Here is a 24,801-nt window from a genome sequence, read left to right on the forward strand (position 1 = left end):
TCGGCATTGCGCGCGACGCCGCCCAGGCGATCGTGTCGCTCGCCCGCGCAGTCGACGACGGCACACTCGCGCTCGAACCGATGGCGCCGCTCGACGCGACGCTTGCCGCGCTGCGCGCGCTGCCCGGCTTCGACGAACGCGCGGTGCAGTACGTCGCGATGCGCGCGATGGCCTGGCCGAATGCGTTCCCGGCCGACGATGCGTGGCTTCCCGCCCGCACCGAACGCGCCCGTGTGCCATCATCCCCGCCGCATGCGGCGCGCTGGGCGCCATGGCGCGCGTATGCCGCACTGCACGTGTGGCGCCTTCATGGAGATGTATTGCGATGACTCCCGCTCACCTGATTCCGAGCCCGCTGGGCGACATCGCCGTGCGCATCGAGGACGATGCGCTGACGGGCCTGTACTTCGTCGGCCAGAAATACTTCCCGCCCGTTGCGATCGTGACCGAGGCGGACGCGCGCGCGATGTCGCCGCTTGCGCGCAAGGTCGCGGAAGAAGTTGCCGAGTACTTCACCGGCACGCGCGAGACGTTCTCGGTGCCGATTCACTTGCGCGGCACCGCGTTTCAGCGACGCGTATGGAAGGAACTGCTCGCGATTCCGTTCGGCGAACTCGTGACGTACGGCGACATCACCGAGCGCGTCGGCTTGCCAATGAGCGGCGCGCGCGCCGTGGGTGGTGCGGTCGGCCGGAACCCGGTGTCGATCATGGTGCCGTGCCATCGCGTGGTCGGCGCATCGGGCAGCCTGACCGGCTATGCGGGCGGCATCGATCGCAAGCGCGCGCTGCTGTCGCTCGAAGGCGCGGGGTTCGAGCGCGGCGCCCACCATCCGGTGCAGCAGGCGCTCGCGTTCTGAGTCGTGGTGTGCCGCCGCGTCACGCGTTCAGCACGGGCCGGCGCGCTTCACGCTTCGCATAAGCGCCGGGTGTCACCTGGAATTTCGCCTGGAACAGCGCGATGAACGACGACGTCGAGTCGTAGCCGAGTTGCGCGGCCACCGCGCCGATCGGCTCGCCGGCATCGAGCAGCGGCAGCGACGCCAGCAGCCGCACCGCCTGCCGCCATTCGGTAAACGACAGCCCCGTGTCCTGCCGGAACAGCCGCGACAGCGTGCGTCGCGTCGCGCCGACCTGATGCCCCCAATCGTCGAGACTGCGCGTATCGCCCGGATACGCATGCAACGCACGCGCGATTTTCAGCAGACGCGGATCGCGCGGCAGCGGCACCGTCAGCGGCGCCTGCCGCATCCGTGCGATCCGGTCGGCGATCAGGCAGACGAGCGCGCCGTCCGGCCCCGTCTCGTCGTAGTTCACCGGCAAGTCGGCCGTGGCGATCACCAGCTCGCGCAGTAGCGGCGTCATGCTGAGGATCGCGCAATCGTCGTGCACGTCGTCGCGCGCGATCGCTGCGTCGAGGTACAGGCTGTGGAACGCGACGCAATCGCGCGTCGACACCGCATGCGGCACGTGCGGCGGAATCCACATCGCATAGTGCGGCGGCAGCAGGTGCCGGCCCGACGGCGTCGACACCTCGAGCACGCCGCTCGTCGCATACATCAGCTGCGCCCACGGATGACTGTGCGCGTCGATGCTCACGTTGCCGGGAATCCCGAATGCGCGCACGTACAGCGGCCTCGGCAAGCACGCCATCGGCGGCACCGCGTAAGGGTCACCCGATTGTCCCGCCAGCAACATAAGACGTCCTCCGAAGGTCATTGCACGAACGAGCCCGATGCTACCGTGGCGGCTCTTCTTTCACACGGCTTCCGTTCATGAGCGCTCATACCCGCACCACCCGCAAGACCGTCACCGCGATCCGATCGACCAAGGGCATCGGCAGCCTCGTGTCGCTGACCGCGTATTCCGCGCCGATGGCGAAGCTGGTCGACGAGGTGGCCGACGTGATCATCGTCGGCGACTCCGTCGGCATGGTGCTGTACGGGATGCCCGATACGCTGCGCGTCACGCTCGACATGATGATTGCACACGGTGCGGCCGTCATGCGCGGCGCCGCGCAGGCGTGCGTCGTCGTCGACCTGCCGTTCTCGACGTACCAGGAATCGCCCGCGCAAGCGTATCGCTCCGCCGCGCGCCTGCTCGCTGAAACCGGTGCGCAGGCCGTGAAGCTCGAAGGCGGCAGCGAGATGGCCGACACGATCCGCTTCCTGACCGAGCGTGGCATTCCGGTGATGGCGCACATCGGCCTCATGCCGCAGCAGGCCAACGCGACGGGCGGCTTCCGCGCGCAGGGGATGGACCCGCGCTCGGCCGCGCAGGTGTTCGACGCCGCGTGCTCGGCCGAACGGGCCGGCGCGTTCAGCGTTGTCGTCGAAGGCACTGCCGAAGCGCTCGCGCGCCATATCACCGACACGCTGACGATCCCGACGATCGGCATCGGCGCATCGCCCGCGTGCGACGGGCAGGTGCTCGTGACCGAGGACATGATCGGCGCATTCGATGCGTACACGCCGCGCTTCGTGAAGCGTTATGCCGATGCGAATGCGGTGATGCGCGATGCGATCCGCCAGTATGCGCACGATGTGCGGCAGCGCGTGTTTCCGGAACCCGCGCATTGCTTTGGGTACGGCAAGCCGCTGCAGCTGGTGGGCGCGGCTGACGCGGCTGCGTGATGACGTCGCGAATGCATTCGCGAACGCTTTGCGCACTATGGTGCGATCACTTCATGCGCGCTTGCGCATTGCATGCGTGACCCGCGCGTTCGCCTCGAATTTCGAGCGATGCGTCGAGAAGAACGTCCGCACGTTGCGAACGTTCGACGCGCCGGTGAACAAGCGTCGCGCGAATTCGTCGTATTCGGCGACGTCGGCCAGATCGGCCACCACGACGAAATCGGGCCCCGGCGACACGCGATAGCACTGCGTGACGGCCGGCTCCGCGCACACGTACGCCTCGAATGCGTCGTAGTCTTCCGCTGTCTGCCGGTCGAGGCTGATCTCGATCAGCGCAGTGACGGCTGTACCGATCGCCACCGGATCGAGCACCGCGACCTGCCGGCGGATCACGCCGGCCTCCGTCAGCCGCCGCACGCGGCGCATGCAAGTGGGTGGCGACGACAGCGCGCGCTCGGCCAGTTGCAAGTTCGACACCGACGCGTCGTCCTGCAGGATCGCGAGGATGCGCAGGTCGAGATCGTCGAGGGTGATGCCGGCCATCGGCGGCTCCTTCCGGTCAGGGCGTGAAATTTAATTTCAACATGATAGACGATATCTCATTAGTTTCATTTGTGCTTGTATTTTGAAATTTAATTCCATTTAGGCAGTTCTACCATCGCTCTCACTGATCCAGACAGGACATTTACGGAGCGCGATATGTGTGGAATTGTCGGGGCGGTCGCCCAGCGGGACATCCTGCCGAACCTGGTCGACGGCCTGAAGCGGCTCGAATACCGGGGCTACGATTCGTGCGGCGTCGTGGTCTACCGCGACCGGGCGCTGGCGCGCGCCCGCAGCGTCGATCGTGTGGCCAACCTGCAGCGCGAGATCGCCGAGCAAGCGCTGTCGGGCTACACCGGCATCGCACATACGCGCTGGGCCACGCATGGCGCGCCCGTCACGCTCAACGCACATCCGCACTTCTCGCCGAGCGACGCCAATGCGCGCATCGCGCTGTCGCACAACGGGATCATCGAGAACTGCGATCAACTGCGCGCCGAACTGCAGGCGCACGGCTACGTGTTCGCGAGCCAGACCGACAGCGAGGCGATCGCGCACCTGATCGACCACCTGTATGACGGCGATCTGTTCGATGCGGTCCGGCGCGCGGTCGCGCGACTGCGCGGCAGCTATGCGATCGCGGTGATGTGTCGCGACGAGCCGCACCGGATCGTCGGCGCGCGTGATGGGATGCCGCTCGTCGTTGGCGTCGGCGAAGGCGAGAATTTCCTGGCGTCGGATGCGATTGCGCTGTCGGGGATTACCGATCGCATCGCTTACCTCGAGAACGGTGATGTTGCCGATATCCAGCTGCATCGCTACTGGATCGTCGACGCAGCCGGCCAGCGCGTCGAACGCGCGGTGCAGCGGGTCGCCGCGCATAGCGGCGCGGCCGATCTCGGGTCGTATCGCTACTACATGCAGAAGGAGATCTTCGAGCAGCCGCAGGCGGTGGCCGATACGTTGCTCGATGTGTCTTCGATCATGCCGGAGTTGTTCGGTGACGGCGCGTGGCGGGTTTTCAATGACGTCGATTCGGTGTTGTTGCTCGCGTGCGGCGGGAGTTATCACGCAGCGCTCACCGCAAAGTACTGGATCGAGAGCATCGCGAAGCTGCCGGCCACCGTGGAAATTGCGAGCGAGTTTCGGTATCGCGACAGCGTGCCGAATCCGCGCACGCTCGTCGTCGCGGTGTCGCAAAGCGGTGAGACGGCCGATGTGCTCGGTGCGGTGCATGTCGCCAAACGTATCGGGATGATGCATACGCTCGCGATCTGCAACGTCGCGACGAGTGCGTTGATGCGGGAATGTGCGCTGCAGTTCGTCACGCGTGCGGGGATCGAGATCGGGGTGGCTTCGACGAAGGCCTTTACGACGCAGCTCGTTGCGTTGTTTCTGCTGACGTTATCGCTTGCGCAGGTGCGCGGGCGGTTAAGCGACGACCAGGAGAAGGAGCATCTGCGTGCGCTGCGGCATCTGCCCGATGCGATGTCGAAAGTGCTCGCGCTGGAGCCTCAGATCATGGCGTGGTCAGAGTTGCTCGCGCGACGCGACAACATGCTGTTTCTCGGGCGCGGAATGCATTATCCGATCGCGCTCGAGGGCGCGCTGAAGATGAAGGAGATTTCGTATATTCATGCGGAGGCTTATCCCGCTGGGGAGTTGAAGCATGGGCCGCTGGCGCTCGTCAGCAATGAAATGCCGGTGATTGCGGTCGCGCCGAACGACATGCTGCTCGAGAAGCTCCGGTCGAACATGCATGAGGTCAGCGCGCGGAATGGCCGGCTTTTTGTGTTCGCGGATGTGGACTGCGGGCTGGTGCCCAGCGAGGGGATTGAGGTGATTCGGCTCAATGAGTACTACGGGCCGCTTTCGCCGATTCTGCATACGGTGCCGATGCAACTGCTCGCGTATCACGCTGCGCTGGCACGGGGGACGGATATTGATAAGCCGCGGAATCTGGCGAAGTCGGTGACGGTGGAGTGAGGGGGCATGGCAAGTTCTGCATGTGGCAAGTTCTAATAGTTTTACTTAAAGCATGTCGAAAAAGTTTCGCTTAAGGCCGGCCCACCTCCCGCAAACCCAAGCGGGACGGGGCTTAAGCGAAACTAATAGAACTTCGGCATGGCCTTCTTGGAACGACCCGGGAGAGAGAAAACGACTCTCGCGCTAGGCTCGTACCTCCCGCTCCATCGCCACCTCCTACCGGGTTTACCCACCGGTCTCTGCCGCAGCTCACCTGACGTCTCCTCGGGGCGCGCAGCTTGGCCCGAAGAGGTCGAGCGACGCTGGTATCAAAAGCGTTGATACCTTTTGATACTCGCCGGCAGGAATCTGAAAAATCCGGACCATGCGCGGCCGGAGCACAGCAAAGATGGCCTTCCGTGCCACAGGCCGTTGGCTACGCTATACCTCGACGTAACTGGACCGAGGACACTCATCCGCTACGGTTTTGGGGCAGAACGGACAATGAGCGAAATTCCTGGCGACTCAAAGGGACGACGATTACCTATGCCGCATGGCAGGACAATTTGCCGGCCGACAAGTTGCCGAGCGAGACCGAGGCAGGTAACTAGTAATTTCGTGGCAAAGTCACCTTGTGGACAACACATCCTTGAGCGTGCGAATATCCAGTGCACTTCTGGCTACTTCGCATTGTCAGTCGGTGTCGATTCCAACTCCGCCACCATACCTGCCAACGAAGCCGTCGTGGTCAGGACCATAACGGCGTCCCGGCGACTGAAGAGCACCGGTTTTCCTGCCCCATCCAAGTGATGGCCTAGGTTCGTGTAGTTCCGGACCACGTTGTAAAGTGCCGCTGCACGCTGCAATTTCGAGAAATCCTGACTCTTTCCCCCACGAACTGACTCGCTCAATTGCTCAAGCAACGGGGATGCTTCCTTCAAGCTATCCAGCGACAAGCGACAGAACGAGACCGTCTGCTCATACTCGCCCGCAGCAAGCGCACGTCGTGCCTTTTTCAAGTATTCAATCGCGTGAGCCATTTGCGGTGGCGCGTCTAGGGGCGCCTCTACTCCAACAACAAACGAATCGGCTACGCCGAGCGACTCCAGTACCTTCACCCAGTCACTGAGATTGACCTCAACACGCACACTCTCAGCCACGGGGTGTGTGTCGTTAGGCGCGTGAGCCAGCCCTATTATCTCGACTTCAAAAACCAGACCACCGCCACCCCGGAGTTCCTCTAGCGCAAGCAGTTGACGGTCACTGAACATCACGCGTAACAGCGATGGCTGCGACATCGCATGGTTCAGTCGCCGAACTATCAGTGGCTGTTCGAACTCTGCTGGACCCAGCAGAAGACGCCCTTGATTCGCAGAATGCAGCCACACGCTCGCGCGCAAGCTATCGATGAACATGCCTGCTGGATGAGCCGGATGCTGGTTGGCAATATCAAAGGTTGTGCTGAATTTGAGCGTGTGCATGCCGAGGCCACGCTCTCCGAAAACACCGGTAGTCCGGACATCGGCCATGATGTATTGGTGAACCGTCAGACTCATGATTTCCCCGTGCAAACGTCAGTTGTCTGTTCTGGAATCGACATATTACACATGCAATCGGTCGAGGCAGATAGGGCGTGGTTCGGCCGGTCACGGCACCGTGCGTTGGCCTCCTCCTGCCGGTCCCGGGGAATTTGTAGCGTTTGATTCGCGTCTTGACCATCGCATGGAGCCTAACAGCCTAGCACGCAAGGTTTGTCGCTTTGCCCAATCGAGAGCGAGTGAGTTGCATTGCTTCACGTGACCGGCCCCGAGCGCCACACCGCGCTAAGTCTTAGCTCAGCATTTGCTCCCCGGTCAACCACACGTAGTCGGCACGAACAGTAGCATCAAGCCGCAGCGCAGCTATGTCCTAGACGGCACCGAACGCACTCACGTCATACTCAGTTGCGCGTATGGGAAGCTCCTCAAGCACTGGCTCGCAATCGACGACTCAGTGTTCGGTGCCGAGCGATTCGGCCGCGAGCCGGGAGAACTTGTCGACCATTTCCTCCTACTCGACTCGACGAAGGGAATTCGCGACGATGACGCGTTGAAGCGTATCGCGCGATGGCTGACACGTGTTCACCTGGAAACGGAGGAAGCCGTAACGCTAGTCGAAGTTGCAGAATTTCTATTCGTCAGCCGCGCCCATGTGAAGAAGCTCGTGGAATTTGGAAGGCTGAATGAGGTCCTGCCGAGAGAACCAAGCGGCGCGCATCAATATCGATGCCGCCTCTGTGGAGAGGTACAAAGCGGAACTAGACACCGCGAGGCAAGCCTACCTCGATTCCCGGCCCGAGGATGACGACTCAATGGAGCATTGAATACCAAACTTTACGCTGCCCCGTTTCCGCTGGAGACTGCGTGGGAACGTTCCGATGGAACACCACTGCCGCTTCTGCGGCTAGCTCTTCCAGGCCGCGTCATCGCAAAATGAATATCAATCTTTTATTGACGTCGCAATTTCTGCCGAAGCCCTACCTAAAGTTTGAAAGCCGATGCAGACGTAACGATGGACAGTCGCGCCGAACTCGTCTGGGTAGACCATCCACAAGCGGCAAGAATCTTCCCTTTATCGGCATTCTTGCGTTGAACAGGCAAAGTCTTGCCGGTTGCTGCAGGTGATTTCCTAAGGAGAAAGAGCGAGCTGCTATAAGCGTCCACCGATGCGAATACGAACACCCGATGAGATAGCCATCGATGTCGGCCAGAAAGTAAAGACGCTTCGAGTCTATAAGAACCTGGATCAGGCTATTTTGGCAGCACGCGCCGGCATCAGCGTACGCTCCGTTAGGAATCTCGAAAATGGCGAGGGCCCGTCACTGCATACGCTTATCCTAGTTCTTCGAGTGTTGGGCCGAGAGTCATGGTTCGACACCATTGCACCGGTGCCGACCATTAACCAAATCACGATGACCCACGAGGCAGTGCCGCGGCAGCATGCCAGCAGCCCTAGACGAAAAAAATTGAGATGAGCACAGGTCTGCACCGACTATGGGACTTCGGTATGGACCAATCGTCGGCATTCACCGGTCCATCCGGAGCATGAGCTTAAGTCTCATCGTCCACCTATCGATATAGGCCTATACGTCGCGGACATCAAGCGAACGTGCGTCCGACGTGAAGTAACGCCCTACAACCAGCTCTGACGTTTCCAGCTTAGGATTAATTTCCGAAGTCGCGAAAATCAGCTGGAAGTCGACTTCGTACGTCGAGCACTCCTCCACGATAAGCTCTTGAAGCCGATGGCTACGCTCCTTCTCCATCCCACCGTCGTCAATGCCGTCAAGCATGAGGAAACGCGGTAGTCGCATGTACGGCTTTTGTATGCTTGCAGTCAGAAGCGCAAGATGGAATACATGTCGGAGCACGACTGCAGAGCTTTCAGAGAAGTTTTTCGAACCATTTACATAGACGGCATTTTCGATGAAATCGAAGCTCGCCTGACGTGCATTAACAAACTCCGGCTGTAGCTGAAGGTCCTGCTTCAGCAGTCGAACCGTCGCATCGTTTACAGCATTCGCAACTTCGACTTTGCGCTGAGCCTGCTTCTGCTCAAGCTGCTCAATTCTTTCGGCCAGTCGTTTGCTTTCCGCTGCCAGTGCATCTCGCCGCTCCTGGAGTTCGGAAATAACGCTTGCAAGCTTCTGGCGCTCGTAAGCTTGTCTAATTTCCTGGTCCAATGCCCCCAATTTCCGTGCAGCGTCTTCCAGTGCGACTTCAACATCACTTGACCAGACATTCGCCTCGACCCTGTAGTCTTGTTCAAGCTTTCTTACGCGTTGACTCAAGAGTGGAATCTCCACCCTAAGCGCCTCCGCCTCCTCCGTGCGTCCGTCGATGAGAGACCTAGACTCCTTTAGCTGGACGCTCAATTCGTTGCGCATACGAAGCAATTGAGTATCGCCTCGGCCATCTCCTAAAGCAGTGGTACACAGGTGACAATGCTCTGCATCTGCATGCGCTTCCGACAGTTCACTCAAGCAACTCGGGCAAAAACGGAATTGCACATTGCTGAAGTAACTGCGGGTCTCCTTGGATTCATCAAGGTTCAGCAGACGCGACTCCAGTTCCTTCACGAACAGACGGGAATCGGCGATATCAAGGTCAAGGGCTGCCAACTTGTCTTTTGCGCCAGACTCAGCCTTCCTCGCGTTATTCAAGGCTTGGCGTAACCCGTCCGCCGTCGCCCTAGCCTTATTGGACTCTTTACGAGGAAGCTCCCGCTTTTCCTTGAGCGCTACCAACGACGCCGCGAGAGTGGCACGCGCCTCTTCAAGCTCAACAATTTTCGTGTTCAAAAACTCAAGGTCAGGCGATTGCCCTGAGCGTCCAAGCACATTGAAAATGCTGCGGAGTTCAGATTCTTTCTTGCTGATTTGTGCGTCCAACTCCCTAACGCGAAGTTGCGCCGAGTACAGCACATCGTCATACACGCCGCCGAGATAGCCGCCTACCATTTCACGGGTCAACGGGCTATCAAAGCTATCTAATCTGAAGATAGGACTATGGACAGATGGCTGGTCAGCATAGAGCACACGTAGCAATTGGTGCATCGTGAGATTCGATGCCCCATCGCCCTGAGCCTGGGGCATCTTCATTGCTTCGAAAAGAGCCTGCGAGAAGCTAATCTGATGCATGCTACGTTTGAACGGGTAAGTCTCCCAGCGCTGAGGGCCGGCCTGCAGCGCCTCCTCCATCGTCCCCCAAAAGATAGACATTGGGCGCAGAAACGCAGTATCTATATCTCGTTTAAGACACGCGAACTCGCCATTGAGAAGGACTTCTACGTATGCAGAAGTGCATCGCAATGCTTCGGGCTTCCATCGAATGTTCTCTGCACCGAGGGAAAAAGCCAACATGTCCATGACCGTCGTCTTTCCTGAACTGTTCCGCCCGCGGATAACATTAACGCCAGCGTGGAACTTGCAGTCGAATGCGACGTGTCCACCTTGGAATACTTTAAGGCGACTTACCCGAAGAGTGGGTTCAAACAAAGTCATACCGATGTTCCATGAGTTCAGAGCGGTGTTTCAACCCATTTGGGCCACGCAACGGAATTTGCGACAAGCCGGTCAGAATGCCTTCGATAACAGGTCCGCTCACGGCAACGAATTCGTCAAGCTTCTCTTTTAGACTTGGGGCGACGGACACATCTGTGCGCGTCACAAAGCCATGTTCGTACCGCTTGATATCAATTAGCCCTGAAGCCGCAATAGATTTCAGTGCAGCTTCTTGAATATGTCGCATGTCACGAAAAGTCGAAAGCCCACTGACCGGGTCGCGATATACGTTAACTGCTGCTTTGGCGTGTGCGCGCAATGTCTTCAAAGTATCCGGCAATCGAACCTCGCGAACCATCCCCGGAAAAACAAGATAAAAATCTAGCAACCTTGCTTTTTCAATTTCGATATTTTCAACACGCTCCGCCAACAGGAGCATTCGAAAAACGCAGTGATATGCGTCAAACGCGGGATGATATATCAGCATTTGTCCCACCTTATATGGCAATTGCCACCGAGGTAGTACAGGAGCGCGAGCAAGTCCATCACATCAAACTCGAGAACATTTTCGCCTAGCATGCTCTTCGTCGCCTGCAAGATGGCATTTATGCATTGGTCGACCGCAACACGGTCCGCTCCTTCCTGAATCACCGGGGTCACCGTGAGGGTGAACGCCGCGTGCAACTCAGACAGGACAATCGTGTATACCCGCTGCGCGGTCCGAGAGGTCTGGTGCCTCATGATGGACTTGACCGCCCGCTCCTTCAGTCCTTTAGCCGCCCAAATCTGGTCTTCTCGGCCACTATCTCGAAGTTTGGCGTCAAGCCCGCGAACGTCGCCGTCCGTCGTAGACGACATATAATGTTGCAGTTTCGCGGAGAATTGACCGTGCGATGCGTCACCTATGCCGTCAGCTTTTAGCTTCGCGTAAAGCCCCTCGAGTTCCTGCCCGGCAGTTGTGCTCGCGACCAACTGGATGACGGTCGTCTTCCTGTTGTCGACTTTGTCTCCGCCGACAAGGTCTCCGGTGACGTCGTTGTGACTTTGGCTCGTGAACACACGCGTTACTCACGGTTGTTCTTATACACGTCTCCGCCGACGATGTCCCCGCCCGCGCGATTGTTCTTTTGCGAAACGATGGTTGTACGCTTTTTGCTCGATGACCGATGTGACATGGCCACCTTCACACTCCATCCGGCCGCAATTGTCGCGAGTGCCGCGACGGCATATTTCAACCACTCCATGGTCCCCCCAGTATGTCTGGTCGCTATTTAGCTGATTTGACGCCATTATAAGATGCATACTCGAAGAGAGCAATTTTGCCACTGCTTCCAGGCGACCTTGCCTAGAAATGAAGCATCTATGCCGCAAATATATGCACTTTGAATCATTATTGTGTGCATACAGGACACTGCAAACGCAGGAGGTCTACAAGCTCGGATGCGCGCTGGTAGTCCAGCCTCACGCAACGGGACGCACCGAGTTTTGCAAAAGACCGAAGAGCGCAGCCAACTTCTCGAACTCGGCTGCCCGTTAGCCGCAAGGTGTCCGTGCATGGATTTCTGGCTGCGCGCCCACGGTGAGCCAGAACTGGTACCACGTGCGATAACGAACTAGACCGGAGAAGTCCACAGTATGATTGTCGTCACATGCAAACAGGAAATCTCAAGCCAATCGGAAGAACGGCTTGAATTCGGTATCAAACCAGTCGACCATCGGATGTTGCCGACGACTCACGAATAGGTGTAGCCATGAATCACTAAGTGGGCGGCCAACGCGGTCACTATGCGGCGGAGTTTTATTATTTCGTATATAACTACCGCCGAGATATGAATCAGAAAATAGCCGAGACACTATCGCACCGAGCTTGGCCAGCAGCGCCTCGTCCCATGGATTGTCAAACAGAAGAATGCTCTGGGGCTCGTCGTCGTCGTCGGAGCCGTCTCGTTCATAGCCGTCTTCCGGCTCATCATCGAAATCAAACGGGTCGTTGACTTCGTCGAGGTTCGCTTGCTCACATGCGAACAGCCTGAGCAGCGTGTCCATCAGCGCTTTCGCCACCGGAGAATTCGGCTCCCCAAGTCTTCTTTCTACTAATCCTCGGTTCGCAAGGAGTTCGGTCACATTGGTCGCGTCTCCCAGTTCCTCCTCGTCGTCCCACACAAGGTACCAATCCCGCGGATGAGTAACGTGGACCAGTGTATCCGGGAGGCCCGTCAACATTGCGGTATGCTCTTTGCGGCCGGACCACGCCCTGTGTAAAAACCGGAGCAAATCGAGCTTTTCTTCACTAAAGAAGAACTCGATATGTGCCTTGCCATCACACGGATTGACTAACATGGCGTAGGCTAATGGCGCCGAGGGTATCTTCCAACGTGCTTCCTTTAATACTCCGCGCTCAGTATGCCAATTGTCCAGATTGGCGATGAAGAGCCAGTGCTCAAGCTTTTCATCGTCCGGACGCGTTATGCGGTCAGGCGTAGCTTTCGGGTTCAATCGAATCGGCAAGGCCTCTTCGCCTGCGACGTCAAGCTGAATCGTTGCCATCGAGCCGTCGTTCCGAAGTCGAATTTTGAGCCGTGGGTCCAGTTGTCCTAGTGCGCGCGCAATCTCGGACATTGAACTGCCTGCTTGCGACAGCACCTCGTGCACGCTTCTGGGCGTACCTAGCTTTGCGGGCACGGACGCGCCACTGGCTCTCGCCGGTCGGTTGATGCCCAAAAGTGCTCGCGCCTCCGCCCCTTGTTTCCAACTCCGCAGTATCGAAGCCCGGTACTTTTCTGCATCTCGGTCTATCAGAACAGCGCAGTTGCGACAAAGCCAGATTCCGTTATCTATGGAACTCCGCTCCTTAGGCGTCATAGCCGCGTCATAGCGAGGACCACCGGGCGATGCAGCCGTAATGTGAGCCGCCTCGCCGGTCGACACGAATCCGTCCGGGCCGCTCTTTGGCCCGACTGTCTGGTTGTCGCAATCTGGATTCGAGCAGACAAATGCCACGCGTCGGGCAAGCACGTCAATTTGGGATTTTTTAAAGTTGTCGCGGGCCATATTCCATTCAGAATGTGAAGCAGTTTTCTCGGCACCAAGATTTTGCACCAGCCCAGCCCTGCAGCCAACGGATGAGGTCGCACCCTGGTGAAGCTCGGCGAGTTGGTGCGCGTCAGAGTCAGCCCGCAGGTTCGCTCGAATCCCGCCGCGGCAAACCAAGTTCTGGCAACCACGATAGCCACCTTGCAGAAGTGGTCTCGCATCTGCTGACGCAGCATCGGGTCTCTCTCGGGATGTCTCAATCTCCGGAAATTCTCGCCGTTGTTGAAGACGGGAAATTGAATCACGGACGTCGCTTGCACCAGGTCACCCGTCTTACCGAATAGGTCAACGCTTGAGCGGAAGCCCAACCACTGATGCAGGCCAATCTGGTCAAGGAGCGATATAAGGCGTAGACGCGCCGTTCCCACGAACGCAGCGGCGAGTTTGGCGCGCTGAAGCACCTCGGGCACCGAAAGACCATCAAACAGCGCGCTTTGCGCATCGGTCAACACAATGTCTGACGGCTTCCTCCACAGAGTAATGCCTGCGAGAACGACCTTCGCCGAGGTGTTCACCATTGCATGGGCTCGCACATCCCCTCCGAAAGCTATGACGACCTGATGACGCTTCGCTACAGCGTTCGTCCTGCGCTTTAGCCGCAAACAGAAGCTATCCACCAGCACCGCGCCTGACCCTGCGCGTCCGCATCTTCGCCGACTGGAATATCCAAAGATTCGCGGAAGCTACGCCCTAAGAGTATCGTGGTGTGTGGGTCTCGCTTCCGATGCGCAATCCGACTCATCGGAAGCGGCTAGTAGCACCCTAAATGTGCAATGGAGGTGGCGATGAGCAAAGGGACAGGCGGCAACCAAGGTGGCACGCGCGGCAACTCGGGCGGTGCATCGAAGGGCTCTTCCAGTGGGGCCAAATCGACCGGGAGCGGCGGCCGGTCGGGCAGCGGCACTTCCGGTGGAAACTGGCCGAGTACGACTGGGAATCCATCCGGCGGCGGGCGCGGCAACGCTGCGCCTCGCGGGAGTCGCTGACGCGCGGTTTGCCGAGGCAGTATCCCCAACGGTATTGACGGCGGCTACCCGATGAAATTTGAAGGCGCGCCTGGCGCCTGCTTCAGCGCAACGGACAACAGGTGTTTGTCCGTTGCTTCAGACTCTAGATAGCATTTCCGGAGGCGGCCGAACCGACCCGAACGAAATGATGCTCCATCCTCGTGCGGAGTACACCATCGAGCGCAGCAAGCCGTTCGCGCAGTCGAACCGCCCGCCCTTCCGTCATCTCCCCGAGAACGATTTTTTGCTCGAGCACGTCACCACATCGCGTGATGGCCCACCGGTCAACCGTAGCAGTTTCACCTTCGAGCACAGCAGCCGCGGTCGAAACGATGCCCGGATTCAATCTCGAGACGAGATGAACCGTATGCGTCAGCGTGAAACCGGGAAGGAAGTGCGACCAGTCTTCACAGACTGCCGGGCGGGAAGCGGAGGAAATTTGACGCATGGTTGCTCCGGATGAGTGGTTATCGAACCGGTGCCAGCCATGCTGCTCCCGTTTCGTTGCCGTAAATCGGCCGCATCGCCTCGAAGGCGTCCACCTTGCCCGGGAGGGCAGGTTGGCGTCGGATAGTCCGACTCTGGATGCTTGATTTCTCACGTTCGACATTTCGAACGCTGGTTCATTATACCGAAAAACGGATGGTGGGCAAGAAGTGCCGGGAGCGCCGAACTTTGCGCCGGACGGCGCCGCCGATCCGACCCGCGCGCTCCTTCAGGCGACGCGTGTCCGAACGCATCGCCCCCCGCCCCTCACGCAATGTACTTGTTCTTGATCCGAATATCCCGCCCTTGAAACGGCCCCGTATCGTGCTCATGCACATGCACGATCACCTGCTTCGAATCGAACAACCTCGACACCTCGCGGAAATCCTGGTTCACGCGCTTCATCCCTTCGAACACCTCACCGTGCAGCGCCGCATCATCAAGCTGCACCGCGCCATTCCCCGAAGCCCGTTCGAGATGGACATGCAGGAAGCTCGTCAACTGCGCATCCTCGGTCGTCGCGAGCTGGAACGTGCTGATCGCGTCATGCAGCACCGGCGACGCGGACAGAACCTGCTCGATATCAGACGGGAACACTTTCGAGCCATAAAACGGCACGCTCGAATCGTTACGCCCGTACACGAACAAAAACGGGAAATGGCTGGTGCGTGACGCAAAGTCCGTCAGGCGCATGCCATGTGCCGACAGGCGCTTGTTCAGCTCGCGGAATTTATACGTCCCGCCCGAATCGCGAATGTTGTACCGAATCTTCGGCGCCGCCCCGGACTGCCGCCCGATGGTCACCAGCAGCTCACCGTCGTCATTCGTTTCGATCACGTAATCGAGCGCGTTGTACTGGAAGATCATCGGCGGCGTATCGCGGCCAAACAGTTCGCGGCACAACTCGGGGCGACTCAGCAACGCTCGCCGCAGGCCGATCGTCGTCGGCGTCTCGACGCCGATGTTGATCTCGAGGTCCGACGCGCCATACGACGAAATCACCGTGCTCGCCTTGCGCAGCAGATGGTCGCGCAACGCTTCCGACAGCCCTTCCCCGCCGACAATGAAATCGATGTGATACGGCGTCAGGTCGAGGTCGCATTCGTCGACCACCGAGCGGATAAACGGCGGGTAGCCGAAGATCAGGTACTGGTACTTCGGCCCGAACAGCTTCAGCGTGTTGATCAGCTTGGCCTTGTCCGGGCCGATCGACTTCATGATGCCGACGTCGACGAGCGACATCGATACGTTCATGCCGGTCGCCCACGGCCCGAGCGCAAAGCAGTTCAGCAGCATCTTGCCGGAGTCGCGAAACACCAGCTGATAGTTCAGCTGCAGGATGCGCTTGACGTCGCTGCGTTCGGCCGCGCTGCGCACCCAGTTGTTCGGCTGGCCGGTCGATCCCGACGATTCGTCGATGACGACACCCGACTTCGGAATCGCGCCACCATAGCAGCGCTGCTCGATCGAATAGCGCTTGATGTAGTTCTCCTTGGTCATGGCAGGCAGGTCCGACAGCCGCCACGTGCCGCCGGCCTTGTAGCCTTCGGCCTTCAGGAACTCGATGTACGCCGGGCACGACGTGCTCGCCTTGAGGAACGCGACGCGGGCGCGCATGCGGCCGACATAGGCCAGATAGGGCTGAAAAATCGGCGCGTTGAGGAACACATAGAGACGTCCGTCGACGCTGATCACGCGACGAAGGAACCAGAGCGTCCAGAGGATGGCTTCGAGGAAGAGGCGAATGAGCGTGTTCATGCGGATCTCGGCGAGTGGAACGGGGCCGGCGCGTCGACGAGGATGTCGGCAAGCGCCCTGCGTTGGCTCTGCGGCGGCGTACGCGAATAGCCGACCTTGAACACGAGCCACGCCCGGTCGACGCCGGTATGCGCGCTGAACCACGCCGCGGCATCGGGGTTCGTGACCAGGTTGCCGTACGGATGCAGGTACAGGCCGAGGCTCGTCAGCGCGAGCCAGAAGCGCAGCAGGAAACGGCCCGATTCGATCGCGTTCTCCGGATTGAAGAAATCGCCACTCAACACGCCGATCGCCGGTACGTGGCCCAGTTGCGACCGATAGCGGCGCTTGAAATAGAAGCGCGTCGGCTTGAACATCAGGATCTTCGACAGACGCGCGGACATCCAGAACTCCGCCCGCGACAGGTTCATGCAACGCCAGTCGAGACCGTCGCGATGCAGGTTCGTCGAACGCTCGGTGAAGCGAAACCAGGCGGTGATTTCGTCGTGGTAGTCCGCGACGTTCATGTCATGGAACACGGCGTCGATGTTCGTCGCGATGATCGGCTCGATCCGTTCCGCACCCGACAGGTGCGTATATCGATGCCCCCATTCGTCGGCCAGCGCCGCCAGTTGTGCGACGGCCGCGTCCGGTACCTGTGTCGGTTCCATCGAAACGCGCGACGTGCGGCGCGCCAGCATCAGCGCGGACGGATCGTCGCGCGACGCGTCCGCGTTCGCCTGGGGCACGAGCCGCAATGCGGCGAACGGTATCAGCCCCGGCGGCGTCGGCTGCGACAGGATGGCCGCGAATGCCTGCACCGGGCGATGCATTTGCCATTCGACACGCAAGCCGTGCGGCGCCGCGAGCAGATCGATCGCGTCGATGAACATGCCCATCGCGGACAGCAGGAACGCCCCTGTCGTGTCTTCCTTCGGCAGCGTGCGCGTGCCGTCGATGAACAGTTCGGCGTAATCGTCCGAGATCAATTGCACACGCCACGGCTGAACGTTGTGCGGCGACGGTGCGTGTCGGGCCACGGTCAGGATCGTGTGCCAGACAGAAAAATCTTCAGCGGGAATCCCCGGCATATCTCGTGGCTTCCTTGTTGTTGTGCGGCTGATTGCCGTTGTGGCGCGAGAACCGGCCCCTCTCAAGACCGGGTGAAGCTGTGCGCATCTTACATGAGGGCCGGGGCGCCCTCACGGATGCCCGGGCGGCCTCACTGCTTCGCGTCGTCGCGCCGGTATTCGGCTGGCGCCTTGCCCACCAGCTTGCGGAAGTCGCGCGTGAAATGCGCCTGGTCGAAATAGCCGAGCGCATGCGCCAACTCCGCCAGATCCACCGCCTCGCCGCTGGCGAGCTGGTCCGCCGCCTCATGCAGCCGATACCGGCAGATCACCCATTTCGGCGTCACGCCCACATAGCCGGAAAAGAGCTGCTGCAGCGTGCGTTCGCTCAGGCCCGCACGTTCGGCCAGGTCACGCACCTGCGTGAGCCCGATGTCCTGCTGCAGCATCTGCAGAATGTCGTGGATGCGTTCGACCTGCGGATCGGGTGGCGGCAGCACCCGCAGCAGCAGCGACTCCGCAGCCGACACCATGCCGGCATCGTCCGGCGCACCGAGCACCGCCTCCTCGGCTTCCGCATCGCTGCCACCCAACAGCGTCGACACCGGCAGCACCTTGTCGGTCATCAAGTGCACGGGCTTGCCGAAGAACGCACGAAAGGCGCCGGGCCGGAAGCGCACGCCGATCACGCGCCCCGTATCGGCCAGCGTGGTTTCGAACGCACCGGACACCACCCCGAAGATGCCCGTGCGCCGCCGGTCGAACACCAGGCTCACGCACGGATACGGCAGCGTGCGCTGCACATGGGGCGGCTGGTCGCGCAAATCCCATTCGACGATCCAGTGGTGATCCAGCACGCCGGCCAGTTCCGCACACGGGAAGTAGCGATTCAGGCGAAAGCGCTGCCGGGCAGCCTGTGGGCCGACCACGCCCTTCGGGGTATCGGTCACCTTGCGCAAGTCGGACATGATGTGGACGGTAGCGGCGATGTCACGATGATGCACCGCCACAGCGGATTTTTCCAAGACAACGGTGTCCGGACGTCCTACATTGGGCGCCCTCTCCCCGACCGCATTCCGGAGCCCGCCATGCAACCAGACCGTCACCTGATCCTCTACCACGCGCCGCGCAGCCGATCGGCCGGCGCCCGCATGCTGCTCGAAGAGCTGAGCGCTGACTATGAACTGCACACGTTCGACCTGTCGAGCGGCAAGCATCACGACCCCGACTACCTGCGCACCAACCCGATGGGCAAGGTTCCCGCACTGCGCCACGGCGACGTGATCGTCACCGAACAGGCCGCCGTCTACCTGTATGCGGCGGAGCTGTATCCGGAAGCCGGTCTGTCGCCGGCGGCAGGCGATGCGCTGCGCGGACCGTATCTGCGCTGGATGGTGTTCTACGGTTCGTGCTTCGAGCCGGCCGTCGTCGATCGCGCGATGAACCGCCCGCTCGCACCGTACTCCACGTCGCCCTATGGCGACTTCGATACCGTCGTCAACGCGATCGAGACGCAACTGGCCAAGGGGCCGTATCTGCTTGGGGAGCGCTTTACCGCCGCCGATGTACTGTGGGGCGCGGCGCTGCACTGGATCACGATGTTCAAGCTGATGCCCGAGACACCGACGGTGCGCGCGTACATCGACCGCATCCTCGCGCGTCCGGCGATCCAGCGCGCGCAAGCGGCCGACGCCGCGCTGGCGGCGGAGCAGGACCACGCGAAGACGGCCGCCGCACCTGCCAGGTAGCCCACCGGCACAAGGCAACGCGGAACGGGATGCCCGTTCCGCCCGCCCTGTCAGAACACCGTATGCAAGCCGATCCGCGCCACCGTCTGGGTCGCGGAGCTCGAAGCCCCGTTCGGATCCAGCACGCCGTTGACCTGCGCATTCGCGCCGTTGTTCGCACGCTGGTAGTCCGCCGACACATACACCATCGTCCGCTTCGAAAACAGGTATTGAAGCGCCACGCTGACCTGGTGAGCGTGGTTGTTGTTCACCGCTTCATTGCCCTTCATGTACATGTACTTCGCACCCAGCACGACATCCGGCCTGACGTGCCACAGCCCGCCCGCTTCGGCCATCCACACCCCGGCGTCGTTGAAGGAATTGTGCACGGTGGTCATCAGCGCATTCGCGGTCACGACACCGAAGTCGTAGTGCATCCCGACGCCCCAGTTGCGCACACTTGTGGACGGCACGCCGGGCGCGGGGCCGTACTTTTCGTTCGTGTAGGCCGCGCCCACACCGAACGGCCCCATGTCGTAGTTCAACCCGGCGCTGACCGCATTGTCCGCGCCGACCGACCCGGCCACCCCGCCGAACGCATACATCGCGCCACCGGAAAAACCCGACACCGTCGGCGAACTGTACTTGACGGAATTCGCGATCGGTTTGCTGCCCGCCGTGCGATCCCAATCGAATGCACCGGTCGGATTACCGGGAAGCGCGAGACGTTGGAACGGGCCATTCCGGAAGCCGTACAGCCCCGAGATATCCCGTGAAATCGCGTTGTTCTTCGAAAACAGCGAATCCACCATGAAATCGTACTGATTGCCCAGCGTGATGCTGCCGAACCGGTCGCTTTCGAGGCCGACGTATGCGTTGCGCCCGAAAATCCCCGTCCCGATGATGCTGCCGTTCGCCATCGAGAACTGGTTCACGAGCGCGAACGTCGCGCGATATCCGCCACCGAGATCTTCCGTCCCGCGAAAGCCGAAGAGATTGGGCGCGTAGATGCCGTCGTCGAACTTGGCGTTCTTTCCGCCGCCCTCGTTGCTGACATAAGAGATGCCGGCGTCGATCAGACCGAACATCGTCACGCTGCTCTGCGCCCATGCGCCCTGCGCCACGGCGAGAATCGCCACTGCTCCAAACCTGAGTTTCATTGTGTCTCCGTCTTTTTTATGAAAATGCGAGGCTGCCACCCGCTACGTGGCAGGTGCTCGCTCGATGCTTCACAAGAAATCGCCTTCATTCCGGTGTCGAACGAACGACACATTCAATATGATTAGTCTTACTGATTGATCAATACGATTACCGCCGTATCGACCGGCCCCGCCCATACGCATCGAAGCCCTCGAATCAAGCGCCCCGATAGATGATCCAGGCAGCGGCGTCCACCTCGACAACCACGGCCTCCAACGCCGATCCCGAACAAGGCCCGTCGATACACACGCCATCGTCGAACCGGAACAGCGCGCTGTGATGGGCGCACATCAATACCTGCGACCGGTAACAGGACACGCTGCCCGGTATGAAATCGAGCGGCACCGAGAAGTGCGGACAACGATTCACGTACGCCCATACCTGCTCGCCGCGTCGCACCACGATCACGGGACGTCCGATGCAGGCTTCATCGACGACCCGCGCGCCGCCGTCGGGCACATCGGAAAACCGGCAGAGTTGTCGTGCGTCCATGTCTCACACTCGCTGCTCGGGGTTACCGAGGCTCCAGTCCCACGGCCGCACTTCCACGCGCGAAAACAGCCCTTCCTTCACATACGGATCGTTGCCGATGAACTGCATCACCGCCTGAATGTCGTCCGCCTCCACGACGAGCAGCGTGCCGTTCATCGCGTCGCCGTGCGGGTCCAGCGTCGGGCCGCCGAGCCGCACCACCACGCCGTGCTGGTCGGCCGAGCGCAGGTAAGTCCGATGACTCGGCCGCACGCGATCGCGCACGTCGCGCATGCCCGGCTGGTCCGTCGCAAACACCGCAAAGAATCGCGCCATGACAGTCAGCTCCGGTCGAGGACGAAGTCGTACGTCACTTCGCGATACGGGCCGGTCAGGCCGAACTGACGGGCGAGCGCGTCATCCGCGTCGCACCGGCGATACGCCACCATCAGCGACGGCTTCACGCCGAACACGGCATCCGACTTCAGATACGGATCGTCCTCGTCGAACAGATGCGTCACGAGCGTACGGCAGCCCGGCGCGTCGATCATGAAGTGCAGATGCGCGGGCCGCCACGGATGTCGGCCGGTGGCCTCGAGCATCTTCCCGACCGGGCCGTCGGTCGGAATCGGATAGCTGATCGGCAGAATCGTCGTGATCGCATAGCGGCCTTCGGCGTCGGTGCGGTAGCGGCCGCGCAGGTTGCCGTGCGGCTGCGCCGTATCCTGGCCGGAATACATGCCGTTTTCCGCCGTCTGCCACACGTCGAGCACTGCGTTCGCCACCGGCTTGCCGTCGGTGGTCAGCACCCGGCCGCGCACGACCGCCGGCACACCGGGCGTGAACGCCATGTTCTCGCCATACGCGCGCTCGGGCATCCCGTCGATGTAGAACGGGCCGAACACGGTCGTTTCCGTCGCGCCGGTCGCGAAGCGATGGTTGATCGCATCGACCAGCATCGAGACGCCGAGCGTATCCGACAGCAGGATGAACTCCTGTCGCACCGCGTCGTCGCACCGCTTCCCCGTTTCAGTCAGGAAGCGGATCGCGGCCATCCACTCCGCCTCCGTCAGCTCCGTTTCGCGCACGAACGCGTGAAGATGCCGCACGAGGCTCTGCATCAGCGCGCGCAGGCGCGGGCTCGGCGTGCCGTCGAAGCTGGCGACGACCTGCCCGGTCAGCCTGGCGTCGTCGTCATGGTGGTCGTCGCTCATCTCTGTCTCCGTTGACGCGTCGGGCCGTTCATTGCGGCGCACGCCCTTCCCATGCGTGCTGAAGCAGCGCGCGAATCGCCGCGCGTTCGATCGGCCGCGGATTCGCATACGGATTGCGGCACGCAAGGTCGGCCGCTTCGTCGAGACCCGCCTCCGGCATCCCGAGGTCGGCCAGTGCCGGCGCGATGCCGAGCTGCGCGTTCAGCGCGAACAGCAGCGGGCCGGCTTCGGTTGCGTCGCTCCCGCCCAATGCGCGCGCCACGCGGCGCAGCGCATCGGGCGCGGCAGCGTGGTTGTAGTGCGCGGTGTGCGGCAGCGTCGCCGCGTGCGTCTGCGCATGCGGCAGGTTGAAGGTGCCGCCGAGCGTATGGCACAGCTTGTGGTGCAGCGCCATGCCGACCGCGCCCAGGCAGGTACCCGCGAGCCATGCGCCGTACAACGCGCGGCTGCGCGCCTCGCGGTTCCCCGGATCGCGCACTACCACGGGCAGCGCCGCGCCGAGCGCGCGGATCGATTCTTCGGCCATCAGGCTGATCACCGGGTTCGCGTCTTCCGCATAGAGCGCCTCGACGGCATGCGCCATCGCATTGATGCCCGATGCCGCCGAAATGTCCGGCGGCAGCGACAACGTCAGCGACGGGTCGTAGAGCACCGTCCGCGGCAGCACGCGTGCGTCGCGCCCGGTGCGCTTCAGCCGGCCTTCCGTGAGCCCGAAGATCGGCGTCATCTCCGAGCCGGCATACGTCGTCGGCACGGCCAGGATCGGCAGCACCGATTCGAGCGCGATGGCCTTGCCGAGCCCGATCGTCGACCCGCCGCCGATCGCGACGCAGCAGTCCGCGTCCAGCTCGCCGGCCATCTCGCGCGCCGCATGCGCGACCTCGACCGGCACGTGCATGACCGCCTGCGCGCAGATGCCGGCCGCACGCTCACCCAGGATCGCCTCCACGCGCTCGGCGAGCGGCCGCTGCTCGGGCGTGGACAGGATCAGCGCGCGGCGGGCGCCGAGCGTCGACAGCTCGTCCGGCAGCCTGTCGAGCGCGCCCCATTCGAACACCACGCGGGAAGGGGTGCCCTGATAGACGAAGCGATCCATCGCGAACCTCAGCGCTTGAAGTGCGGCGGCACCTTGCCGTCGACGTTGACCCACACCGACCGCGCTTCCGTGTAGTCGTGCATGGCCTCGAAGCCCATCTCGCGGCCGTAGCCCGACTGGCCGACGCCGCCGAACGGGCTGCCCGGATTGACGCGCTTGTAGCAGTTGATCCAGCACATGCCCGCGTTGATCTGCGATGCCATCTTGTGTGCCCGCGAGAGATCCTTCGTCCAGAGGCCGCTGCCCAGCCCGTATTCGGTCGCGTTGGCAATGGCCAGCGCCTCGTCGTCGCTGCCGAAGCGCAGCACCGTAACGAACGGGCCGAACACTTCCTCCTGCGCGACGCGGTCTGCCGCGCTCTTTGCCTCGATGACCGTCGGGCGCACGTAGTAGCCGTTGGCGAGCGCCGGATCCTGCGGCGCACTGCCGCCCGTGAGCACGCGGCCACCCTGTTCGCGCGCGACGTCGACGAACGACAGCACGCGATCGAGGTGCTGCTTCGACGTCAGCGGCCCCATCTCGGTATCGGCGTCGAGCGGGTTGCCGATGCGAATCGACGCGGCCAACGCAACGAAGCGCTCGAGGAACGCATCCGCGATGCGCTCGTGCAGCACCAGACGCGAGCCGGCGATGCACGCCTGCCCCTGGTTGTGGAAGATCGCCCACGCCGCGCCGTTGATGGCGGCGTCGAGATCGGCATCGTCGAACACGATGTTGGCGCCCTTGCCGCCCAGTTCGAGCTGCACGCGCTTCAGGTTGCCCTGCGACGCTTCGACGATCCGGCGGCCGGTGGCCGTCGATCCCGTGAACGCGATCTTGCCGACGCCCGGATGTTCGGCGAGCCGCTGGCCGGCCGTATGCCCGTAGCCGGGGACGATATTGACGACCCCCGCGGGGAACCCGACCTCGGCCATCAGCTCGACGATGCGCAGCGTCGACAGCGGCGTGATTTCCGACGGCTTGAGCACCACGGTGTTGCCGGCGGCGAGCGCCGGGCCCATCTTCCAGCTCGTGAACATCAGCGGAAAATTCCACGGCACGATCTGGCCGACGACACCGATCGGCGCGCGCTGCACGTAGTTCAGGAAGCCGGTTTCGACCGGAATCACCGAGCCTTGCAGCTTGTCGGCCATGCCGCCGAAATAGCGGAAGCAGGCGGCCGTGCGCGGTACGTCGAGCGAGCGCGAATCGCGGATCGGGTGGCCGGTGTCCAGCGATTCGAGCTGCGCCAGCTCGTCCGCGTTGGCCTCGATCGCGTCGGCCTGGCGCAGCAGCACCCGGCCGCGTTCGGCGGCCGGCAGGGCCGACCACTTGGGGAACGCGCGGGTCGCGGCTTCGACGGCCAGATCGACGTCGGCCGCGGTGGCTGCCGCGATCTTCGTGATGACGGAGCCGTCGTGCGGGTTCAGCACGTCGATCGTGCCGCGGTCGACGGCGTCAACGAAGCGCCCGTCGATGAAGAGTTGGGTTTGCATGAATCGTCCTCGGTGTATTGCAGAAGCGGAAGCGGGAGCGGGAG

General features: G+C 61.5%; 22 protein-coding genes, 1 pseudogene and 1 riboswitch. Of the genes and pseudogenes, 6 read left to right on the forward strand and 17 right to left on the reverse strand.

Annotated features, from left to right (window positions below):
* Positions 1 to 329, forward strand: a pseudogene (locus JYJ84_RS03915) (adenosine deaminase); the annotation flags it as partial.
* The gene (locus JYJ84_RS03920) at positions 326 to 859 is read left to right on the forward strand and encodes a methylated-DNA--[protein]-cysteine S-methyltransferase (RefSeq protein ID WP_122948754.1); all 534 of its coding nucleotides are present in this window, start codon (positions 326 to 328) and stop codon (positions 857 to 859) included. The pseudogene JYJ84_RS03915 and the gene JYJ84_RS03920, both read left to right, overlap by 4 nt.
* Positions 860 to 878: 19 nt before the next feature.
* On the opposite strand, the gene JYJ84_RS03925 is transcribed toward JYJ84_RS03920, so the two are convergent.
* Positions 879 to 1,697 (reverse strand): helix-turn-helix domain-containing protein, encoded by an 819-nt coding sequence (locus JYJ84_RS03925; protein WP_175219158.1) that lies wholly within the window; start codon positions 1,695 to 1,697, stop codon positions 879 to 881.
* A 77-nt stretch (positions 1,698 to 1,774) separates the two neighbouring features.
* On the opposite strand from JYJ84_RS03925, the gene panB reads away from it, so the two are divergent.
* Complete coding sequence (panB, locus tag JYJ84_RS03930; protein ID WP_175219156.1) at positions 1,775 to 2,632, forward strand: 3-methyl-2-oxobutanoate hydroxymethyltransferase; 858 nt, start codon at positions 1,775 to 1,777, stop codon at positions 2,630 to 2,632.
* Between the two features lie 51 nt (positions 2,633 to 2,683).
* On the opposite strand, the gene JYJ84_RS03935 is transcribed toward panB, so the two are convergent.
* The gene (locus tag JYJ84_RS03935) at positions 2,684 to 3,175 is read right to left on the reverse strand and encodes an Lrp/AsnC family transcriptional regulator (RefSeq protein ID WP_175219154.1); all 492 of its coding nucleotides are present in this window, start codon (positions 3,173 to 3,175) and stop codon (positions 2,684 to 2,686) included.
* 156 nt (positions 3,176 to 3,331) lie between these two features.
* Between JYJ84_RS03935 and glmS the strand changes: the two genes are divergently transcribed.
* The gene (gene glmS, locus JYJ84_RS03940; RefSeq protein WP_175219152.1) at positions 3,332 to 5,161 is read left to right on the forward strand and encodes a glutamine--fructose-6-phosphate transaminase (isomerizing); all 1,830 of its coding nucleotides are present in this window, start codon (positions 3,332 to 3,334) and stop codon (positions 5,159 to 5,161) included.
* Between the two features lie 659 nt (positions 5,162 to 5,820).
* Here the strand turns inward: glmS and JYJ84_RS03945 are convergent.
* Positions 5,821 to 6,696 carry a hypothetical protein gene (locus tag JYJ84_RS03945; protein WP_175219150.1) on the reverse strand — a complete coding sequence of 292 codons (876 nt, stop codon included), beginning with the start codon at positions 6,694 to 6,696 and terminating at the stop codon, positions 5,821 to 5,823.
* 1,148 nt (positions 6,697 to 7,844) lie between these two features.
* On the opposite strand from JYJ84_RS03945, the gene JYJ84_RS38465 reads away from it, so the two are divergent.
* Positions 7,845 to 8,153, forward strand: coding sequence for a helix-turn-helix transcriptional regulator (locus JYJ84_RS38465; RefSeq protein ID WP_205182859.1), 309 nt, complete (start codon positions 7,845 to 7,847; stop codon positions 8,151 to 8,153).
* Between the two features lie 108 nt (positions 8,154 to 8,261).
* On the opposite strand, the gene JYJ84_RS03955 is transcribed toward JYJ84_RS38465, so the two are convergent.
* From JYJ84_RS03955 to JYJ84_RS03990, 8 genes are all read right to left on the reverse strand, one after another.
* Positions 8,262 to 10,181 carry an AAA family ATPase gene (locus JYJ84_RS03955; protein ID WP_175219148.1) on the reverse strand — a complete coding sequence of 640 codons (1,920 nt, stop codon included), beginning with the start codon at positions 10,179 to 10,181 and terminating at the stop codon, positions 8,262 to 8,264.
* On the reverse strand, positions 10,168 to 10,668 hold the full coding sequence (locus JYJ84_RS03960; protein ID WP_175219146.1) for an ABC-three component system middle component 5: 501 nt from the start codon (positions 10,666 to 10,668) through the stop codon (positions 10,168 to 10,170). Before JYJ84_RS03960 ends, JYJ84_RS03955 begins: the two co-directional genes overlap by 14 nt.
* Entirely contained in the window at positions 10,662 to 11,240 is a 579-nt protein-coding gene (locus JYJ84_RS03965; protein ID WP_175219144.1) for an ABC-three component system protein, read from the reverse strand. Before JYJ84_RS03965 ends, JYJ84_RS03960 begins: the two co-directional genes overlap by 7 nt.
* Before the next feature lie 606 nt (positions 11,241 to 11,846).
* Positions 11,847 to 13,232, reverse strand: coding sequence for a hypothetical protein (locus tag JYJ84_RS03970; RefSeq protein ID WP_175219142.1), 1,386 nt, complete (start codon positions 13,230 to 13,232; stop codon positions 11,847 to 11,849).
* Positions 13,233 to 14,384: 1,152 nt separating this feature from the next.
* Positions 14,385 to 14,729 carry a hypothetical protein gene (locus tag JYJ84_RS03975; RefSeq protein ID WP_175219140.1) on the reverse strand — a complete coding sequence of 115 codons (345 nt, stop codon included), beginning with the start codon at positions 14,727 to 14,729 and terminating at the stop codon, positions 14,385 to 14,387.
* Positions 14,730 to 14,771: 42 nt separating this feature from the next.
* Positions 14,772 to 14,875, reverse strand: a riboswitch (SAM-I-IV-variant riboswitch).
* 159 nt (positions 14,876 to 15,034) lie between these two features.
* Positions 15,035 to 16,525 carry a phenylacetate--CoA ligase family protein gene (locus tag JYJ84_RS37605; protein ID WP_122948750.1) on the reverse strand — a complete coding sequence of 497 codons (1,491 nt, stop codon included), beginning with the start codon at positions 16,523 to 16,525 and terminating at the stop codon, positions 15,035 to 15,037.
* Positions 16,522 to 17,661, reverse strand: coding sequence for a nitroreductase family protein (locus JYJ84_RS03985; protein WP_265343084.1), 1,140 nt, complete (start codon positions 17,659 to 17,661; stop codon positions 16,522 to 16,524). Before JYJ84_RS03985 ends, JYJ84_RS37605 begins: the two co-directional genes overlap by 4 nt.
* Before the next feature lie 65 nt (positions 17,662 to 17,726).
* Positions 17,727 to 18,542: a helix-turn-helix domain-containing protein gene (locus tag JYJ84_RS03990; protein WP_175219462.1), complete on the reverse strand. Its 816-nt coding sequence runs from the start codon at positions 18,540 to 18,542 to the stop codon at positions 17,727 to 17,729.
* 120 nt (positions 18,543 to 18,662) lie between these two features.
* Here JYJ84_RS03990 and JYJ84_RS03995 point away from each other — a divergent pair, with 120 nt between their 5' ends.
* Positions 18,663 to 19,322, forward strand: a complete 660-nt coding sequence (locus JYJ84_RS03995) for a glutathione S-transferase family protein (protein WP_174959067.1) — start codon at positions 18,663 to 18,665, stop codon at positions 19,320 to 19,322.
* A gap of 50 nt (positions 19,323 to 19,372) precedes the next feature.
* Here the strand turns inward: JYJ84_RS03995 and JYJ84_RS04000 are convergent, their stop codons facing one another.
* The 6 genes from JYJ84_RS04000 to JYJ84_RS04025 form a co-directional block, all read right to left on the reverse strand.
* Entirely contained in the window at positions 19,373 to 20,461 is a 1,089-nt protein-coding gene (locus JYJ84_RS04000; RefSeq protein WP_122948747.1) for a porin, read from the reverse strand.
* 196 nt (positions 20,462 to 20,657) lie between these two features.
* Positions 20,658 to 20,993 (reverse strand): Rieske 2Fe-2S domain-containing protein, encoded by a 336-nt coding sequence (locus tag JYJ84_RS04005; protein WP_175219136.1) that lies wholly within the window; start codon positions 20,991 to 20,993, stop codon positions 20,658 to 20,660.
* 3 nt (positions 20,994 to 20,996) lie between these two features.
* Positions 20,997 to 21,308 carry a YciI family protein gene (locus tag JYJ84_RS04010; RefSeq protein WP_122948745.1) on the reverse strand — a complete coding sequence of 104 codons (312 nt, stop codon included), beginning with the start codon at positions 21,306 to 21,308 and terminating at the stop codon, positions 20,997 to 20,999.
* Between the two features lie 5 nt (positions 21,309 to 21,313).
* A complete protein-coding gene (locus tag JYJ84_RS04015; protein WP_175219126.1) occupies positions 21,314 to 22,186 on the reverse strand; it encodes an intradiol ring-cleavage dioxygenase in 873 nt (290 codons plus the stop codon).
* Between the two features lie 28 nt (positions 22,187 to 22,214).
* Complete coding sequence (locus JYJ84_RS04020; RefSeq protein WP_175219125.1) at positions 22,215 to 23,282, reverse strand: maleylacetate reductase; 1,068 nt, start codon at positions 23,280 to 23,282, stop codon at positions 22,215 to 22,217.
* 8 nt (positions 23,283 to 23,290) lie between these two features.
* On the reverse strand, positions 23,291 to 24,757 hold the full coding sequence (locus tag JYJ84_RS04025) for an aldehyde dehydrogenase family protein (protein ID WP_205189120.1): 1,467 nt from the start codon (positions 24,755 to 24,757) through the stop codon (positions 23,291 to 23,293).
* Positions 24,758 to 24,801 lie beyond the last annotated feature (44 nt).

Origin of the sequence: Burkholderia sp. LMG 13014, assembly GCF_905232215.1 — a bacterium.
In the GTDB taxonomy this organism is placed as follows: domain Bacteria; phylum Pseudomonadota; class Gammaproteobacteria; order Burkholderiales; family Burkholderiaceae; genus Burkholderia.

Coding starts and splice junctions, on each gene's coding strand:
- JYJ84_RS03920 (WP_122948754.1), top strand. CDS start 326: ATGACTCCCGCTCACCTGATTCCGAGCCCGCTGGGCGACATCGCCGTG.
- JYJ84_RS03925 (WP_175219158.1), bottom strand. CDS start 1,697: ATGTTGCTGGCGGGACAATCGGGTGACCCTTACGCGGTGCCGCCGATG.
- panB (WP_175219156.1), top strand. CDS start 1,775: ATGAGCGCTCATACCCGCACCACCCGCAAGACCGTCACCGCGATCCGA.
- JYJ84_RS03935 (WP_175219154.1), bottom strand. CDS start 3,175: ATGGCCGGCATCACCCTCGACGATCTCGACCTGCGCATCCTCGCGATC.
- glmS (WP_175219152.1), top strand. CDS start 3,332: ATGTGTGGAATTGTCGGGGCGGTCGCCCAGCGGGACATCCTGCCGAAC.
- JYJ84_RS03945 (WP_175219150.1), bottom strand. CDS start 6,696: ATGAGTCTGACGGTTCACCAATACATCATGGCCGATGTCCGGACTACC.
- JYJ84_RS38465 (WP_205182859.1), top strand. CDS start 7,845: ATGCGAATACGAACACCCGATGAGATAGCCATCGATGTCGGCCAGAAA.
- JYJ84_RS03955 (WP_175219148.1), bottom strand. CDS start 10,181: ATGACTTTGTTTGAACCCACTCTTCGGGTAAGTCGCCTTAAAGTATTC.
- JYJ84_RS03960 (WP_175219146.1), bottom strand. CDS start 10,668: ATGCTGATATATCATCCCGCGTTTGACGCATATCACTGCGTTTTTCGA.
- JYJ84_RS03970 (WP_175219142.1), bottom strand. CDS start 13,232: ATGGCCCGCGACAACTTTAAAAAATCCCAAATTGACGTGCTTGCCCGA.
- JYJ84_RS03975 (WP_175219140.1), bottom strand. CDS start 14,729: ATGCGTCAAATTTCCTCCGCTTCCCGCCCGGCAGTCTGTGAAGACTGG.
- JYJ84_RS37605 (WP_122948750.1), bottom strand. CDS start 16,525: ATGAACACGCTCATTCGCCTCTTCCTCGAAGCCATCCTCTGGACGCTC.
- JYJ84_RS03990 (WP_175219462.1), bottom strand. CDS start 18,542: ATGTCCGACTTGCGCAAGGTGACCGATACCCCGAAGGGCGTGGTCGGC.
- JYJ84_RS03995 (WP_174959067.1), top strand. CDS start 18,663: ATGCAACCAGACCGTCACCTGATCCTCTACCACGCGCCGCGCAGCCGA.
- JYJ84_RS04000 (WP_122948747.1), bottom strand. CDS start 20,461: ATGAAACTCAGGTTTGGAGCAGTGGCGATTCTCGCCGTGGCGCAGGGC.
- JYJ84_RS04005 (WP_175219136.1), bottom strand. CDS start 20,993: ATGGACGCACGACAACTCTGCCGGTTTTCCGATGTGCCCGACGGCGGC.
- JYJ84_RS04010 (WP_122948745.1), bottom strand. CDS start 21,308: ATGGCGCGATTCTTTGCGGTGTTTGCGACGGACCAGCCGGGCATGCGC.
- JYJ84_RS04015 (WP_175219126.1), bottom strand. CDS start 22,186: ATGAGCGACGACCACCATGACGACGACGCCAGGCTGACCGGGCAGGTC.
- JYJ84_RS04020 (WP_175219125.1), bottom strand. CDS start 23,282: ATGGATCGCTTCGTCTATCAGGGCACCCCTTCCCGCGTGGTGTTCGAA.
- JYJ84_RS04025 (WP_205189120.1), bottom strand. CDS start 24,757: ATGCAAACCCAACTCTTCATCGACGGGCGCTTCGTTGACGCCGTCGAC.